Genomic DNA, 15259 nt, shown 5'->3' with positions numbered 1-15259 from the left:
CCACCCGGCGCCGGTACCGTCCGTCCATGCAGATCTTCGGGGACGAGATCCGGTTCGGCGTGCACGCCGGCCCGCAGCACGCGAGCTACGACGACTACCTCGCGCTGTGGCGCAACGCCGAGGACCTGGGCTACGACTGGGTCTCGGTGTTCGACCACTTCCTGCCCATCCACGGCAGCGAGAAGGGCCTGTGCTTCGAGGGCCCCACGCTGCTCGGGGCGATGGCCGCGCACACGAGCCGGGTGCGGTGCGGGATGCTCGTCACCGGCGTGACCTACCGGCATCCGGCCGTGCTGGCGAACATCGTCGCGACGCTCGACCACATCGCCGGCGGGCGCATCGAGTTCGGCCTCGGCGCCGCGTGGTTCGAGCTCGAGCACGAGCAGTACGGCATCCCGTTCCCGCGCATCGGCGAGCGCATGGACATGCTCGACGAGGCGTGCCGTGTGGCCCGCGGCCTGTGGACGCAGGAGACGACGACGTTCGAGGGCCGGCACTTCCACCTGCGCGACGCGCGCTGCGAGCCCAAGCCGGTGCAGCAGCACCTGCCGCTGGTCATCGGCGGATCCGGCGAGCGGCGGACGCTGCGCATCGTCGCCGAGCACGCCGACATCTGGAACACGTTCTACGGCGACGAGGACGAGTTCCGCCACAAGCTCGGCGTGCTCGCCGGCCACTGCGCCGACGTGGGCCGCGAGCCGGCCGGCATCCGGGTCTCGCTCACGTTCCGCGCGGTGCTGCGCGACACCGAGCGCGAGGCGGCCGATGCCGTGCGCGAGGTCTTCGGGCCGGTCATGGACAACCCCCTCATGCGCAAGATGCTCATCGCCGGGACCCCGGAGCAGTGCGCCGAGCGCCTCGGCGCCCTCCGGGACCTCGGCGCCGGCGACTTCCTGCTCGGCACGGTCGCCCCGGGCGACGCCCGTACGCTGGAGCTGATCGCCCGGGAGGTCGCGCCGGCGATGCGCGCCGCATGACCGACCGCGCCCAGCTGATCGCCGTCGCGCGCGGCGACGCCGCCCCGGACCTCGTCGTGGAGGGCGCCCGCGTGTTCTGCGCGTTCACGCGCGAGTGGCTCGAGGGCGACGTCGGGATCGCCGGCGGCCGCGTCGCCGGGATCGGGACGTTCGAGGGCGGCGAGCGCGTCGATGCGCGCGGGCGCTTCGTCGTCCCGGGGCTCATCGACGCGCACATGCACCTCGAGTCCTCGAAGCTGCTGCCGGGCGAGTTCGCGCGGGTCGTCGTCCCGCGCGGCACGACGTCGGTCGTCGTCGACCCGCACGAGGTCGGCAACGTGCTCGGCGCCGACGGCGTGCACTGGATCCTCGACGCGACGGAGGACCTGCCGCTGCGGGTCTTCGTCATGGTGCCGTCGTGCGTGCCGGCGAGCGCGTTCGAGACCGCCTACCGTGCGCTCGGGCCCGGCGACATGGAGGGCATCCTGCACCGCCGGCGGGCGCTCGGCGTCGCCGAGATGATGAACTTCCCCGGCGTCGTCGCGGGCGATCCCGACGTGCTCGCGCGCATCGCGGTCAGCGGCGCGACGCACGTCGACGGTCACGCCCCGCAGCTGCGCGGCCGGCGCCTGGATGCGTACGTCGCCGCGGGCATCCGCTCCGACCACGAGTCCACGACCTGGGAGGAGATGCTCGACAAGCGCCGGCGCGGCATGTGGGTGCTCGTCCGCGACGCCTCCAATGCGCGCAACCTCGGCGCCGGCCTCGAGCTCGTGCGCCGGTACGGCCCGGAGCTGTGCGCGCTGTGCACCGACGATCGCGAGCCGGACACGCTCACGCGCGAGGGCCACATCGACGCGCTCTGCCGCGACGCGGTGGCGGCGGGCATCGCCGTCGAGGACGTCCTCGTGATGGCGACGCTGCACGCGGCGCGCTGCCACCGGCTCGACGACCTCGGCGCGGTGGCGCCGGGGTTCCGCGCCGACCTCCTCGTGCTCGACGACCTGACGTCGTTCCGCCCGTCGGTCGTCGTGCAGGACGGCCGCGTCGTCGCGCGCGACGGAGCCGCGCCGGCGTTCGCCGACCCACCGGTTCCCGCGTTCCTGCACGGGACCGTACGCCCCGCCCCGGTGACCGCGGACGACCTCGCGCTCGGGACGGCGGACGGCCGCGTCCGCGTCATCGACCTCGTCCCGGGCGAGCTGCTGACCGGCGCCGGGGAGGCGCAGCCCGCGCGGCGCGACGGCGAGGTCGTCGCGGACCCGGAGCTCGACCTGGCGAAGATCGCCGTCGTCGAGCGCCACCACCGGTCGGGACGCGTCGGGCGCGCGCTCGTCCGCGGCTTCGGGCTCCGGGCGGGCGCGTTCGCGTCGACCGTCGCGCATGACGGCCACAACATCGTCGTCGTCGGGGCCGACGACGCCTCGATGCTCGCCTGCGTGGAGCGCCTCACCGCGCTGGGCGGCGGCCTCGCGGTCGCCCGGGACGGCGCGGTGCGCGCCGAGCTCGCGCTGCCCGTCGCCGGGCTGCTGTCGGAGGCGCCCGCGGCCGAGGTCGTCGAACGGCTCGACACGCTGACCGCGCTGCTGGCCGAGCAGGGCGTCGCCGTGGCGAGCCCGTTCATGGCGCTGAGCTTCCTGGCCCTGTCGGTGATTCCCGCGCTGAAGGTGACCGACTACGGGCTGGTCGACGTCGACCGGTTCGCCATCGTGCCGCTCGCCGTGGACGGCTGAGGGCCGCCGTCGGGCGCGGGCGTGGGCGTGGCGCGGCCCTCGACCAGCCACGCCGTGAGGACCGTCCCCACCGCCAGCAGCGCGACGGTCGCCCACAGCGCGTGCGAGAGCGCGTACGTGTAGTGGACGTCGAGCGGCGCGCCGTCGCGCTCGTGGCCGAACGCGGCGAACAGCGCGCCGGTCGCCGCCAGCAGCACCGAGCCGGCGAGCAGGCGGTTCATCGCGAGGACGCCGGCCGCGATCCCCGCCTTCGAGCGCGGCATCGCGGCCATGGCGGCGGTCGACATCGGCGTGTAGACGAGCCCGAGCGCGACGCCGAACAGCAGGAAGCCGGGCAGGAGGAGGGCGTACCCGCTCGTCGCGTCGATCCGGGTCATGATCAGCACCCCGACGGTCGCGCAGAGCATCCCGGCCGTCATGAGCACCTTCGCCCCGACGCGGGCGATCAGCCGCTCGCACAGCGGCGAGATGACGACCATCGGCGCCGTGATGGGCAGCACGAGCACGCCGCTCGCCACCGCGCTGTAGCCGAGGATGTCCTGGAGGTACTGCGGCATGTAGAAGATCACCGCCCACCAGGCCCCCACGAGGCAGAACGCGGCGGCGGTCGCGCCGAGGTACGGGCGGTTGCGGAACAGGTCGAACTCGACGATCGGGCTCTTGACGTGCTCGTCGATGACGACGAACGCGATCGCCGCGAGGATCCCGAGTGCCAGCACCACGAGGGTGCGCGCCGACGACCAGCCCCAGTCATCGCCCTGCACGAGCGCGAGCACGATCAGCCCGAGACCCAGGGTCAGCGTGACGACGCCGGGCACGTCGAGGTGGCGGCCGGCGGCCTCGTCGCGGGTCTCGCGCGTCGCGCGCGCGGTCCACAGGAAGCCGAGGGCGAGCGGCGGCACGCCGATCCAGAACACCCAGCGCCACGACAGCTGGTCGACGAGCACGCCGCCGACGAGCGGCCCGATGGCGAGCGCCAGCGCGGAGACGCCCGCCCAGATCCCGAGCGCCCGCGGGCGGTCGGCGTCGGAGAAGGCGGAGCTGACGAGCGCCAGCGACAGGGTGAGCATCCCCGCCGCGCCGACGCCCTGGATGACGCGGGCGACGACGAGCACCTCGATCGACGGCGCCAGAGCGGCGACCACGAGGCCGCCGGAGAAGATCGCCAGCGCGACGAGGAAGACGCGCTTGCGGCCGACCATGTCGCCGAGCCGGCCCGCGGTGACGACGAAGACCGCGACGGTCAGCAGGTAGGCGTTGACCACCCACTGCAGCTCGCTCGGCGAGGCGCCGAGCTCGCGCCGGATGGCGGGCAGGGCCAGCGTCACCACGGTGGAGTCGAGCATGAGCATGAACAGGCCCATGCAGGCCCCGGCGAGGGTCCACCAGCGACGGTTGTCATCGGTGATGCGCAGAACGGCGCGACGATAGACCAGGCTCCGGCGTGGCGAGGGCGCAGGCGGTGCTGGCATGCTGTCGCGCGGTGGACGCCCCCGCGACCGAGACCGCGCGCCGCGTCGCGCGCGAGCACCTCGCCCCCGTCGCGACCGAGCTCGACCTGGCCGGGGTCGCGCCCGCCGAGCAGCTCGACGCGCTGGCCGGAGCGGGGCTCTACGGGATCGGGGTCGAGGAGGACTTCGCCACCGTCTGCGCGGTCATCGAGATCCTCGCCGCCGCCTGCCTGACCACGACGTTCGTCTGGACGCAGCACCTCGGCGTGCTGCTCGCAGTCGGCTCCCGGCCCGAGGGCGATCCGCTGCGGGCCGAGTGGCTGGAGCCGCTGAGCCGCGGCGAGCGCCGGGCCGGCACGGCGTTCACCGGCGGTGCGCTGCCCGGTCCCCCGCTCCTGCACGCGACGCAGGCCGACGGCGGCTGGCGCCTCGACGGCACGGCGCCGTGGATCAGCGGCTGGGGCGTCGTCGACGTGCTGTACGTCGCCGGGCGCGACCCCGAGGACCGCGTCGTGTGGGGCCTGCTCGACGCCGCCCAGCCCCGCGGGCTCGTCGTCGAGCCGCTCGAGCTGCTGGCGGTCGACGCGAGCGCCACCGTGCGTGCCGACTTCGACGCCGTGCCGCTGCCCGCCGAGCGGGTCACGGCGGTCGAGCCGCTGCCCCCCGGGGCCGGCCTGCGGCCGTACGCCATCCGCACGCACGCGGCGATGGCGCTCGGCGTGGCCGGCCGGTGCTGCGAGATCGCCGGCGCCTCCCCGCTGGACGCGGAGCTCGCGGCCTGCCGCCGCGAGCTCGACGCGGGGCTCGATGACCCCGAGGCCATGGTCGCCGCGCGGGCGCGGGTGGCCGGCCTGACCCTGCGGGCGTCGGCCGCGGCGCTCGTCGGCACGGGAGCGGGCGGCGTGGTCGCCGGCAGCGAGGTCGAGCGCCTCGGCCGGGAGGCGCTCTTCCTCGCGGCGTTCGGCTTGCGGGCGCCGATCCGCGCCGCCCTGCTGCACCGGCTCGGGGCGGGACCGGAGCACCGGTAGGATCGCGCGCATGCTCTTCGGCAAGGAACACGTCGACCGCTACCTCGCCACCGACGGCGAGGAGGGCCACGACTGGCAGGGCACCATGTGCCTGCTGCTGACCACGACCGGCGCGAAGTCCGGTGAACCGCGCATCGCGCCGCTGATCTACGAGCCCTACGGCGACGCCTACCTCGTCGTCGCCTCGAAGGGCGGCGCCCCGAAGCCGCCGGCGTGGTACGTCAACCTGCGCGAGAACCCCGGCGTGGAGGTCCAGATCAAGGGCGAGAAGTTCCGGGCGACCGCGCGCGACGCCACGCCCGAGGAGAAGCCGGACATGTGGAAGGTCATGACGAAGGCCTGGCCGGACTACGACAGCTACCAGGCCAAGACCGACCGCCAGATCCCGGTCGTCGTCCTCGAGCGCGCCTGACCTCCCAGCAGGCTCTCAGCCGCCGCTGAGCGCCGCGCGGGCGAGGCTCCGCTGCCGGCGTCGCGCAGGCACTGCTCGAGGGTGTCCGTGGGCACTCTGATCCTTTCTCCCGGAGTGGAACGATTCCTAGAACGGGAGGGTCACGATCGGCACTGCGCGCATCACGAATCGCACTGGCCGGGCCGGCGGCGGCGCGCGACCCTGGCGTCATGACCACGACGCACTCCATCCCCGTCGTCGACGACGACCACTTCACCGCCGAGGTCCTGGAGGCCGAGCGCCCCGTCCTCGTGGACTTCACCGCGGCCTGGTGCCCTCCCTGCCGGATGATGAAGCCCGTCCTCGAGGAGCTCGCCGCCGAGCGCGACGACCTGGCGATCGTCCAGGTCGACGTCGAGGACAGCACGATCACCGCGGCGCGCTACGGCGTCCTCTCGATGCCGACGTTCATCCTCTTCCGCGGGGGCGCGCCGGTGACGCAGCTGGTGGGCGCGCGGCCGAAGCGGCGGCTGGAGCGCGAGCTCGACGCCGTGCTGTAGACGTCAGCGCGCGAGCGCCGCCGTGAGATGCGCGAGCAGGAGGCGGCCCGGCGGCGAGGGCCGCGTCGCCGGGGCGAGCAGAGCGATGCGGTGGCGCGGGGCGGGCTCGGCGAGCGTGACGCGCTCGACCGCGCCGTCGCCCGCGACGAACCACGACGCCGGCGCGACCGCCACGGCGAGGCCGGCGGCGACGAGGTGGCGCGCCGCGGCCGGGTCGCCGAGCTCGAACAGCGGGACCGGGCTGTAGCCCGCGGCCTGACAGGCGGCGAGGACCGTCGCCCGCAGCGCGCTGCCGGGCTCGCCCAGGATGAACGGCCGGTCGCTGAGGGCGCCGAGGCTCAGCCGCGCGGTCGCGGCCAGTGGGTCGCCGGCCGGGAGCATCGCGTGCAGCGGCTCCTCGGCGACCGCGACGCGCTCGACGCCGCCCGGCAGGGCGCCGGCGGGCTCGGCGGTGAGCGCGACGTCGACCGCGCCGCGCGCGAGCAGGGCGACGACCTCGTCGGCCGAGGCGTGGCGCAGCGCGATCTGCAGGTCGGGCTGCTCGCGGTGAAACGCCGCGAGCGCCGCGGGTAGGCCGGGGGCGTCGGCGATCGTCGCGGCGACGCGCACCCGGCCGCGGGTCGCGCCCGCGTGCCGCGCCAGCTCCGAGCGCGCGGCGGCGACCTCGGCGAGCACGCGCTCGGCGCGCACCAGCAGCTCCTCCCCCGCGGCGGTCGGGACGACGCCGCGCGACGTTCGCTGAAGCAGCGCCACGCCGAGCTCGGCCTCGAGGCGCCGGACCTGCTGCGAGAGCGCGGACTGGGTGAGCCAGAGCGCGTCGGCGGCGCTGGTGAACTGGCCGTGGCGGGCGACGGCCACGAGGTACTCGAGCTGGCGCAGCTCCATGGGCCGGTCGAGCGTAATGCGCACGGGTTGCACCGAGGGCATCGGCGGGCGGGAACTCGGCCGCGAGAGCGACGGCGAGGTCGCCGGGCGACGGCGATCCGACCGCCGCCAAGCGCGCGAACGAGATCACCGCGACAGCAGCTCGATGTGGCGGCCCACCGTCAGGTCCCTTGCCTCGGCGCGTCCATCAGGGCAGCCCCTCGGCGGCCGGCGGCGCCTGCCGGCTCCGCTGCCCTCCTGCGCGTCTGGCACCCTGGAAACCCCGCCGTGCGTCCTGCCCGTATCGCCATCGCCCTGCTCGTCCTCGCCGCCGTCGTCGTGGGCGCCACGTTCGTCCTGCGCGACGGCGGCAGCAGCAGCACCGCCGGCCCGAGCGTGGACGCGACCCCCGCCCCGATCGTCCCCAGCGCCGGCGTGCCCGACCGCGACCCGCTCGCCTGGACGAACGCCCGCTCCGCCGGCTACGCCCGCCGCGCCGTCGAAGGACTCGCCCATCCGCTGTACGCCCGCACCCGCGAGATCGGCGGGATCGTCGCGGCCGCCCGGCGCACCGCGGCGTGGCGCCCGGACGTCGAGAAGGCGGCCGCGGCCCATGACGTCGACCCCGACACGCTCGAGGCGATCGTCCTGCTCGAGAGCGCGGGGCGGCCGGAGGCGCGCGCCTCGGACGACCTCAACGGCGCGGTCGGCCTGACCCAGATCCTCGCGCAGACCGCCACCGGCCTGCTCGGCATGCACGTCGACCTGCCGCAGGAGCGGCGGATCGCCAAGCGCATGACCCGTGCCGCCCGCAAGGGCGACGACGCCGAGGTCGCGCGCCTGCGCTCCGAGCTGCGCCGCGTCGACGAGCGGCTGGACCCGGTCAAGTCGCTCGACGCGACCGCGCGCTACCTGCAGACCGCCGAGCAGAAGCTCGGACGCACCGACCTCGCGGTCGCGAGCTACCACATGGGCATGGGCAACGTGCAGACCGCCCTCGCCCGCTACGGGCAGGGCACCGTCCCCTACGCGCAGCTGTTCTTCGACAGCACGCCCGTCCGCCACGACGCGGCGTGGCAGTTCCTCGCGGGCCTCGGCGACGACTCCTCGACGTACCTGTGGCGCGTGCGCGCCGCCCGGGAGATCATGGCGCTCTCGCGCGACGACCCCGCCGAGCTCGTGCGCCGCGACACGCTGATGAACGCGCGCAACTCGGCCGAGGTGCTCATGCACCCGCCCGACGCCACCCAGCACTTCGACGAGCCCGGCGACATCGCCGACGCACGCGATGCGGGCGACATCGTGGCGCTGCCGGCGCGCTGGCTCGCCCGCCACGGCGTGCGCATCGACCGCCGGATGGGCGAGCTGGCGCGCAAGATCGACGCCGACCCGCGGCTCTACCGGGGCCTGCGCCGCGAGGCGCTGGCCACGCTCGGCTACATCGGCGCCAGCGTGCAGGAGATCTCCGGCGCCAAGCGGCCGCTGCGCCTGACGAGCACCGTGCGCGACGGCAGCTACCAGGAGGCGCTCGTCGGAGTCAACCGCGAGGCGACGCACGACTACTCGCTGCACACGACGGGCTACACGTTCGACATCGCGCGCGACTACGCCGGCCGCGACCAGGCGATGGCGCTGCAGTTCATGCTCGACCGCCTGACGGCGCTGAACCTGATCGCCTGGGTGCGCGAGCCCGGCGCCATCCACGTGACGGTGTCCACCGACACGGCGCGGCTCATGAAGCCGCTCGGCGTGCTGCCGGGCTGATCAGCCCGCGCCGAGCTGCTCCTCGAGCGCGTCGATCAGCGCGGCCTGGGCGCGGACGAGCTTGCGCCGCGCGGTGTCCAGGTCGAACCACTCCGCGCGGTCGACCTCCGGGAACGCCTGCATCCGGCCCGAGCGCGGCGGCCACTCGAGCTCGAAGGTGTTGCTGGCGACGCTCGCCGTGTCCAGGTCGCCCTCGACCGCCCAGGCCATGACGCGCTTGCCGCCGCGCTGGCGCACCTCGCCGAGCTCGACCGCCGGGCCGTCCGGAGGCGCGGTGCCCATCTCCTCGGTGAACTCGCGGCGGGCGGCGGCGAGGGCGTCCTCGTCCGGCTCGCAGCCGCCCTTCGGGATCGACCACGCGCCCTCGTCCTTGCGCGACCAGAACGGCCCGCCCATGTGCCCGAGCAGGACCTCGCGACGCCCGTCGCGCCAGCGGTGCAGGAGCAGGCCGGCGCTGACGGGCGGCACGCCGGGGCGGCTCAGCCCTGCGGCGTGCCGGGCGGCTCCGTGTCGGCCGGCGTCCGGCCGGGGACCCCGCGGCCCGCGAGCAGGTCCTGCGCACGGGCGACGACGTTGCCGACCGAGAAGCCGAGCTTCTCGAGGACGGTCTCGCCGGGCGCGGAGGCGCCGAAGCGCTCGAGCGACACCGAGGCGTCCACCCACTTCGCCCACCCCATCGCCACGCCCGCCTCGACCGACAGCTTCGCCACGCCGCTCGGCAGCACCGACTCGCGGTAGCCGGCGTCCTGCTCGGCGAACAGCTCCCAGCACGGCAGCGAGACGACCCGGGTGGGGACGCCCTCGGCCTGCAGGCGCTCGCGGGCATCGACGCACAGCCAGACCTCGGAGCCCGTGCCCACGAGGACGAGCTGGGCGTCGCCGTCGGCCTCGGCCAGCACGTAGCCGCCCTTCGACACGCCCTCCCAGCTCGTCCCCTCGAGGATCGGCAGGTTCTGGCGCGAGAGCATGAACGCCGCCGGGCCCTCCTGGTTCTCCAGGACGTAGCGCCAGCTGTGCGCCGTCTCGTTGGCGTCGGCCGGGCGATAGAGGAAGAGCCCCGGGATCGCGCGCAGCGCCGCGTAGTGCTCGACCGGCTGATGGGTCGGTCCGTCCTCGCCCAGGCCGACCGAGTCGTGCGTGTACACCCACGCGACCTCGAGCCCCATGAGCGCCGACAGCCGGACCGCGCCGCGCATGTAGTCGGAGAACTGGCCGAACGTCGAGCCGTACGGGCGCAGGATGCCGCCGTGCCCGGCCATGCCGTTGACCGCCCCGCCCATGCCGTGCTCGCGCACGCCGAACTTCACGTTGCGGCCCGGCGCCGAGGCGTCGAAGATGTGCGACTTCGGGAACTCGGTCTTCGTCGACTCCGAGAGGTCGGCCGCGCCGCCCATCATCGTCGGCGTGAACGGCTCGAAGGCCGCCATCACCTTCTGGCCGGCGCTGCGGGTCGCGATCGCATCGTCGCCGGCGTTCCACGCCGGCAGCGCCTCGGCGAGGCCGCGCAGCGGCTTCGCCGGCGAGCTCCAGGCCGCGTCCCACTGCTCGGCCAGCTTGGCGTGCGACCCGCGCCAGGAGTCGAAGCGCGTCTTCCAGGCACGGTGCGCCTCGCCGCCGCGCTCGACCTGCGAGAAGTGGTCGTAGACGCCGTCGGGCACCTGGAAGTGCTGGTCCGGATCCCAGCCCATGACCTCCTTGGTCAGGCGGACCTCGTCCTCGCCCAGCGGCGAGCCGTGCGCCTTGCTCGTGCCCTGCTTGTTCGGGGACGGCCAGCCGATGATGGAGCGCACCGAGATGAGCGTCGGGCGCTCCTCCTCGGCGATGCCCGCGTCGATCGCGGTCGTCAGCTCGTCGAGGTCGTTGGCGTCGTCGACGCGCAGCGTGTGCCAGCCGTAGGCCTCGAAGCGCTTCGGCACGTCCTCGCTGTAGGACTCCCGCGTCGGCCCGTCGAGCTGGATGTGGTTGTCGTCATAGACGTAGACGAGGCGGCCGAGCTTGAGATGGCCGGCCAGCGACGCCGCCTCGGACGCGATGCCCTCCTGCAGGTCGCCGTCGGAGACGATCGCAAAGGTGTGGTGGTCCTGGACCTCGCTGCCGAACTTGTCGCGCAGGAAGCGCTCGGCCATCGCCATGCCGACCCCGTTGGCGAAGCCCTGCCCGAGCGGGCCGGTCGTCATCTCGACGCCCGGCGTGACGTGCACCTTGTCGCGCTCGGGGTGACCCGGCGTGATGGAGCCCCACTGGCGGAAGGACTTGAGGTCGTCCATCGACAGCGCGTAGCCCGAGAGGTGCAGGAGGCTGTAGAGCAGCATCGACCCGTGCCCAGCGCTGAGCACGAAGCGGTCGCGATCCGGCCACGACGGGTCCTGCGGGTCGTGGTGCAGGTACTTCGTGAACAGCAGGTATCCCACGGGGGCCATGCCCATCGGCAGCCCGGGATGGCCGCTGTTGGCCTTCTGCACCCCGTCCATGGACAGGACACGGATCGTGTCGATCGAGAGGCGGTCGAGATCGACCGCAGTGGTGGAGTCTTCGGCCGTGCTCATCGCGCGTCAGACTACCCCTCGTGCCGAAGCGGACACTGGACGGCCGTGAGCTCGCCGCGATCTTCGCCGGGGGCTGCGCCGGCGCGCTCGCGCGCGCCGGGCTCGCCGAGGCGGTCGCCGCACATCCCGGGCAGTGGCCGTGGGCGACGTTCGCGGTCAACGTCGCCGGCGCCTTCCTGCTCGGGTGGTTCATCACCCGGCTGACCGAGCGACTGCCGCTGTCGAGCTACCGGCGCCCCCTCCTCGGCACCGGGTTCTGCGGCGCCCTGACGACGTTCTCGACGGTGCAGGTCGAGCTGTTGCGGATGATCGACGCGGGCGATGGGGGTCTCGCGCTCGGCTACGCGGCAGCCAGCCTGGCCGCCGGGTTCGCGGCGGTCCTGCTCGCGACGAACCTCTCGCGCCGGACGCGGCTGCTGCACGCATGACCGGCGTGCTCGTGTGGGTCGCCGTCGGCGGGCTCGGCGGGCTCGGCGCGATCGCCCGCTTCGGCGTCGACGCGCTCGTCAGCGCGCGCACCGGCGGGCGGTTCCCGGCCGGCACGTTCGTCGTGAACGTGTCGGGCGCGGTGCTGCTCGGGCTGCTCGCCGGGCTCGCGCTGAGGGGCGACGCGCTGCTGCTCGCCGGGACGGCGCTGCTGGGCTCCTACACCACCTTCTCGACCTGGATGTTCGAGACGCACCGGCTCGCGGAGGACGGTCAGGCCGGCGCGGCGGTGCTCAACGTCGTCGCGAGCCTCGTGCTGGGCGTGGCGGCGGCCGCGCTCGGGCGCTGGATCGGCGGTGGCGGATGAGCCTCGACGCGCTGAAGCTCACGACGTACTTCGGCGAGCGCGACCGCGCCGGCGACCGGTTCCTCGCCGACGCGCTGGTCGACGTCTACGCGCGTCACGCGGTGCAGGCGAGCGCGGTGTTCCGCGGGGTCGAGGGCTTCGGCGTCAAGCACCACCTGCAGACCGCGCGGCTGCTGACGCTGTCGGAGGACCTGCCGATGGTGTCGGTCGCCGTCGACGCCCGGCGGCGCATCGAAGCCCTGCTGCCCGAGGTGCAGCGGGTGTCGGGCGACGGGCTCGTCACGCTCGAGCGCGCCCGGCTGGTGACCGGCCGCCCGCCGGCGCCGGGAGAGCGCGACGGAGCCGCGAAGCTCACCGTCTTCGTCGGCCGGCACGAGCGGGTGGGCGGGCGGCCGGCGCCCGAGGCGGTCGTCGCGCTGCTGCACCGGCACGGGGTCGCGGGGGCGACCGCGCTGCTCGGCGTCGACGGGACCGCGCACGGCGTCCGGCGCCGGGCGCGCTTCGCCGGCCGCAACGCCGGCGTGCCGGTCATGGTGCTCAGCGTGGGCGACGCGGAGCGGATCGCGGCGGTGCTGCCCGAGCTGCTCGCGGTCCTGGCGCGGCCGCTCGCGACGCTCGAGCGCGTGACCGTGTGCAAGCGCGACGGCCGTCGGCTGGCCGGGCCGCCGGCGCTGGCCGAGACCGACGCGGCCGGGCTGGGCCTGTGGCAGAAGCTGATGGTCTTCGCCGGCGAGCAGGCCCGCGACGGTGGTGCGCCGCTGTACAGCGAGCTCGTGCGCCGCCTGCGCGAGGCGGGCGCGAGCGGGGCGACGTCGCTGCGCGGGTTCTGGGGCTACCACGGCGACCACGAGCCGCACGGCGACCGCTTCTGGGCGCTGCGCCGCCGCGTGCCGGTCGTGACGGTGCTCGTCGACCGGCCCGAGCGGATGCGCCGCTGGTGGCCGATCGTCGACGAGCTGACCGCCGGGACCGGCCTCGTGACGAGCGAGGTCGTGCCGGCCGTGCGGGCCTCCGGCCCCGGGATCGGGCGCGGCGGCCTGCGGCTCGCCCTCGACGGCTAATCCTCGGCGGCGCGCTCGCCGGCCGTCAGCGCGACCGGCTCCTGCCCGGGCTCGAGGCCGGGCTCGGACTGCGCGGCGCGCAGCTCATAGGCCCGGCGACGGCCCTCGTCGACGCCCCACAGCGGGCGATCGGCCTTCATCGCGCGGCTCAGAGTCTCGCGCACGCGGCGGGGCAGCAGGCCGCTGGCCGCGTAGATGCGCTGGTTGTCGCGCGGCACCCACACGTCGAAGCGGCCGGTCTGCAGCGCCTCGACCGTGGCGTCCGCGACGTCCTCGGGCTGGATGTCCTTCTGGCCGACCGGCTTGTTGAGCCCGCCGCCGAGCTCCGTGTTGACGATGGCCGGCATGACGACGCTCAGCGCCACGCCGTCCGCGCCCATGAGCCGCAGCTCCTGGCGCACCGATTCGCTCGCGCCGACGACGGCGAACTTCGTCGCGGAGTACGTGGCGCCCCCCGCGAAGCCGAACTTGCCGGCCTGCGAGGCGACGTTGACGACGTGGCCGCGGTTGCGGGCCACCATGCGCGGCAGCACGACCTTCATCCCGTACAGGACGCCGTGGAGGTTGATGTCGACCATCCGGTGGGCGGTCGCGTCGTCCTCGTCGAGGAAGCGGGAGAGCTGCATGATCCCGGCGTTGTTGACGAACACGTCGATCGGGCCGAGCTCGCGCTCGACGTCGTCGGCGAAGCGCTCGATCGAGCCGCGGTCGGTCACGTTGAGCTCGAAGGCGACGGTCCCGGAGCCGATCTCCTCCGCGGTGCGGCGCGCGGCCTCGACGTCGAGGTCGCCGATGGCCACCCGCATGCCCTGGCGCACGAAGGCGTACGCCATCGCGCGGCCGATGCCGCGTGCACCGCCGGTGATCGCGGCGACCTGACCGGCCAGGACCTTCGGTTGCTTCGCCATGGGACAAGACCTCGCTTCGGTGACGAGGGCGTCACTTTAGCGGGTTGACTGGTCGATCAGCCAGTCTTCGCCGGGAACCTCGCCTCGAAGCGCCGGAACGCCGCCCGCTGCGCGCGGAGGGCGGCCGCCTTGTCGGCCGGGGCGAGGAACGAGTACCGCAGCGCGTTGCGGGCGAATCGCTTGAGCGTCCGGTAGCCAAAGCCCTGCTCCACCACGGCCAGCTCGTACTGGGCGGTGAGGTCGCTGCGCGACACGCCCTCGTCGTCGGTGGCCAGCACCACCGGGACGCCGGAGCGCACGTACAGCCGGATCGGGTGCGCCCGGCCGCAGACCTCGAGGACCTGGCAGTTCGACGTGAGCGGGACCTCGACCGCGATCCCGCGGCGGGCCATGATCCGCATCAGCCCGGCGGGGTTGCGCTCGCCGCGGATGTCGACGCCGTGGCCGATGCGCTCGGCACCCGCGATCCGCACGGCCGAGCCGACGTGGAAGCGCACGGGCATGTCGCACGCGGCGTCGGCCGCCGGCGTCGCGCACTGCAGGAGCGCCCGCTGGCGCGCGAGCGCCGCGGTCAGGTCCGCGGCGGCGCGCGGCACGATGTCGCGCAGGCCGGCGTCGAGCAGCCGCCGGCGGGAGCCGGCGAGGTCGGCCGGGTCGAACTCCACGCGGCGCGCCAGCGCCGACACGTCGCCGAAGCGCGGGGTGATGAGGGTCTCGAGGTACTGCTCGTTCTGGGCCGCGGCGCGGCTGGAGACCTCCGCGAGCATGTCCCCCGTCTGGCCGCCGTTGGCCGCGCTGAACCTGTCGAACGTCGCGAAGAAGTGGTCGTGGCCGGACCGGCCGCCGTCGCGGAAGCCCTTCATCGACCAGGCGCGCAGGATCTCGTTGTAGAAGATGTTGTCGCCGAACGCGTCCGTGAGCGGCCGCTGGCCCGCGGTGCACGGGCCGGCCTTCGAGAACAGCGTGATCACATCCACGCAGACGCCGCCGGCCGCGCCCCGGCGGACCATCGACTCGGCGTACACGGCGCCCGACAGGTGGTTGTGCACGTCGCCGCCCTTGGGCATGTCGTAGAGGAAGGCGTGACGCTGCACGTGGTCGCCGCGGTGGCGCTTCAGGTACTGGGCCGCGCCGAGCTCGGAGGCGGCGGCCGGCGCGGCGAGCAGCGCGAGCAGGAGGAACGTGATCGTGAGGAGGCGCACCG

15 protein-coding genes are annotated in these 15259 nt (G+C 74.6%); 9 read left to right on the top strand and 6 right to left on the bottom strand.

Features of this window, described 5'->3' with window-relative positions:
• Positions 1-26 precede the first annotated feature (26 nt).
• Both DSM104329_RS00835 and ade read left to right on the top strand, forming a co-directional pair.
• Complete coding sequence (locus DSM104329_RS00835; RefSeq protein ID WP_259313495.1) at positions 27-977, top strand: LLM class F420-dependent oxidoreductase; 951 nt, start codon at positions 27-29, stop codon at positions 975-977.
• Positions 974-2689: an adenine deaminase gene (gene ade / locus DSM104329_RS00830; protein WP_259313494.1), complete on the top strand. Its 1716-nt coding sequence runs from the start codon at positions 974-976 to the stop codon at positions 2687-2689. The genes DSM104329_RS00835 and ade overlap by 4 nt, the downstream gene beginning before the upstream one ends.
• Here the strand turns inward: ade and DSM104329_RS00825 are convergent.
• The gene (locus tag DSM104329_RS00825) at positions 2632-4053 is read right to left on the bottom strand and encodes an MFS transporter (RefSeq protein ID WP_259313493.1); all 1422 of its coding nucleotides are present in this window, start codon (positions 4051-4053) and stop codon (positions 2632-2634) included. The genes ade and DSM104329_RS00825 overlap by 58 nt on opposite strands.
• 119 nt (positions 4054-4172) lie before the next feature.
• Here DSM104329_RS00825 and DSM104329_RS00820 point away from each other — a divergent pair, with 119 nt between their 5' ends.
• From DSM104329_RS00820 to trxA, 3 genes are all read left to right on the top strand, one after another.
• Positions 4173-5168 (top strand): acyl-CoA dehydrogenase family protein, encoded by a 996-nt coding sequence (locus DSM104329_RS00820; RefSeq protein ID WP_259313492.1) that lies wholly within the window; start codon positions 4173-4175, stop codon positions 5166-5168.
• Between the two features lie 10 nt (positions 5169-5178).
• The gene (locus DSM104329_RS00815; protein ID WP_259313491.1) at positions 5179-5580 is read left to right on the top strand and encodes a nitroreductase family deazaflavin-dependent oxidoreductase; all 402 of its coding nucleotides are present in this window, start codon (positions 5179-5181) and stop codon (positions 5578-5580) included.
• A 209-nt stretch (positions 5581-5789) separates the two neighbouring features.
• A complete protein-coding gene (trxA, locus tag DSM104329_RS00810; RefSeq protein ID WP_326924471.1) occupies positions 5790-6119 on the top strand; it encodes a thioredoxin in 330 nt (109 codons plus the stop codon).
• A 3-nt stretch (positions 6120-6122) separates the two neighbouring features.
• On the opposite strand, the gene DSM104329_RS00805 is transcribed toward trxA, so the two are convergent.
• Positions 6123-7004 carry a LysR family transcriptional regulator gene (locus tag DSM104329_RS00805; protein ID WP_259313490.1) on the bottom strand — a complete coding sequence of 294 codons (882 nt, stop codon included), beginning with the start codon at positions 7002-7004 and terminating at the stop codon, positions 6123-6125.
• A 267-nt stretch (positions 7005-7271) separates the two neighbouring features.
• Between DSM104329_RS00805 and DSM104329_RS00800 the strand changes: the two genes are divergently transcribed.
• Positions 7272-8747, top strand: a complete 1476-nt coding sequence (locus DSM104329_RS00800) for a transglycosylase SLT domain-containing protein (RefSeq protein WP_259313489.1) — start codon at positions 7272-7274, stop codon at positions 8745-8747.
• On the opposite strand, the gene DSM104329_RS00795 is transcribed toward DSM104329_RS00800, so the two are convergent.
• Both DSM104329_RS00795 and tkt read right to left on the bottom strand, forming a co-directional pair.
• Entirely contained in the window at positions 8748-9215 is a 468-nt protein-coding gene (locus DSM104329_RS00795; RefSeq protein WP_259313488.1) for an NUDIX domain-containing protein, read from the bottom strand.
• A gap of 11 nt (positions 9216-9226) precedes the next feature.
• The gene (gene tkt / locus DSM104329_RS00790) at positions 9227-11293 is read right to left on the bottom strand and encodes a transketolase (protein ID WP_259313487.1); all 2067 of its coding nucleotides are present in this window, start codon (positions 11291-11293) and stop codon (positions 9227-9229) included.
• A gap of 20 nt (positions 11294-11313) precedes the next feature.
• Here tkt and crcB (DSM104329_RS00785) point away from each other — a divergent pair, with 20 nt between their 5' ends.
• From crcB (DSM104329_RS00785) to DSM104329_RS00775, 3 genes are read left to right on the top strand one after another with little or no spacing between them, the layout of a single operon-like run.
• Positions 11314-11721, top strand: a complete 408-nt coding sequence (crcB, locus tag DSM104329_RS00785) for a fluoride efflux transporter CrcB (protein WP_259313486.1) — start codon at positions 11314-11316, stop codon at positions 11719-11721.
• The gene (gene crcB, locus DSM104329_RS00780; RefSeq protein WP_259313485.1) at positions 11718-12086 is read left to right on the top strand and encodes a fluoride efflux transporter CrcB; all 369 of its coding nucleotides are present in this window, start codon (positions 11718-11720) and stop codon (positions 12084-12086) included. Before crcB (DSM104329_RS00785) ends, crcB (DSM104329_RS00780) begins: the two co-directional genes overlap by 4 nt.
• Entirely contained in the window at positions 12083-13147 is a 1065-nt protein-coding gene (locus DSM104329_RS00775) for a DUF190 domain-containing protein (protein ID WP_259313484.1), read from the top strand. The genes crcB (DSM104329_RS00780) and DSM104329_RS00775 overlap by 4 nt, the downstream gene beginning before the upstream one ends.
• On the opposite strand, the gene DSM104329_RS00770 is transcribed toward DSM104329_RS00775, so the two are convergent.
• Both DSM104329_RS00770 and DSM104329_RS00765 read right to left on the bottom strand, forming a co-directional pair.
• On the bottom strand, positions 13144-14055 hold the full coding sequence (locus tag DSM104329_RS00770) for an SDR family oxidoreductase (protein ID WP_259313483.1): 912 nt from the start codon (positions 14053-14055) through the stop codon (positions 13144-13146). The genes DSM104329_RS00775 and DSM104329_RS00770 overlap by 4 nt on opposite strands.
• 56 nt (positions 14056-14111) lie before the next feature.
• Positions 14112-15257 (bottom strand): amidohydrolase family protein, encoded by a 1146-nt coding sequence (locus DSM104329_RS00765; RefSeq protein ID WP_259313482.1) that lies wholly within the window; start codon positions 15255-15257, stop codon positions 14112-14114.
• Positions 15258-15259: the final 2 nt, after the last annotated feature.

It is taken from the genome of Capillimicrobium parvum (genome assembly GCF_021172045.1).
In the GTDB taxonomy this organism is placed as follows: Bacteria; Actinomycetota; Thermoleophilia; order Solirubrobacterales; family Solirubrobacteraceae; genus Capillimicrobium; species Capillimicrobium parvum.
This window is presented reverse-complemented; position numbering and strand designations above follow the sequence as displayed.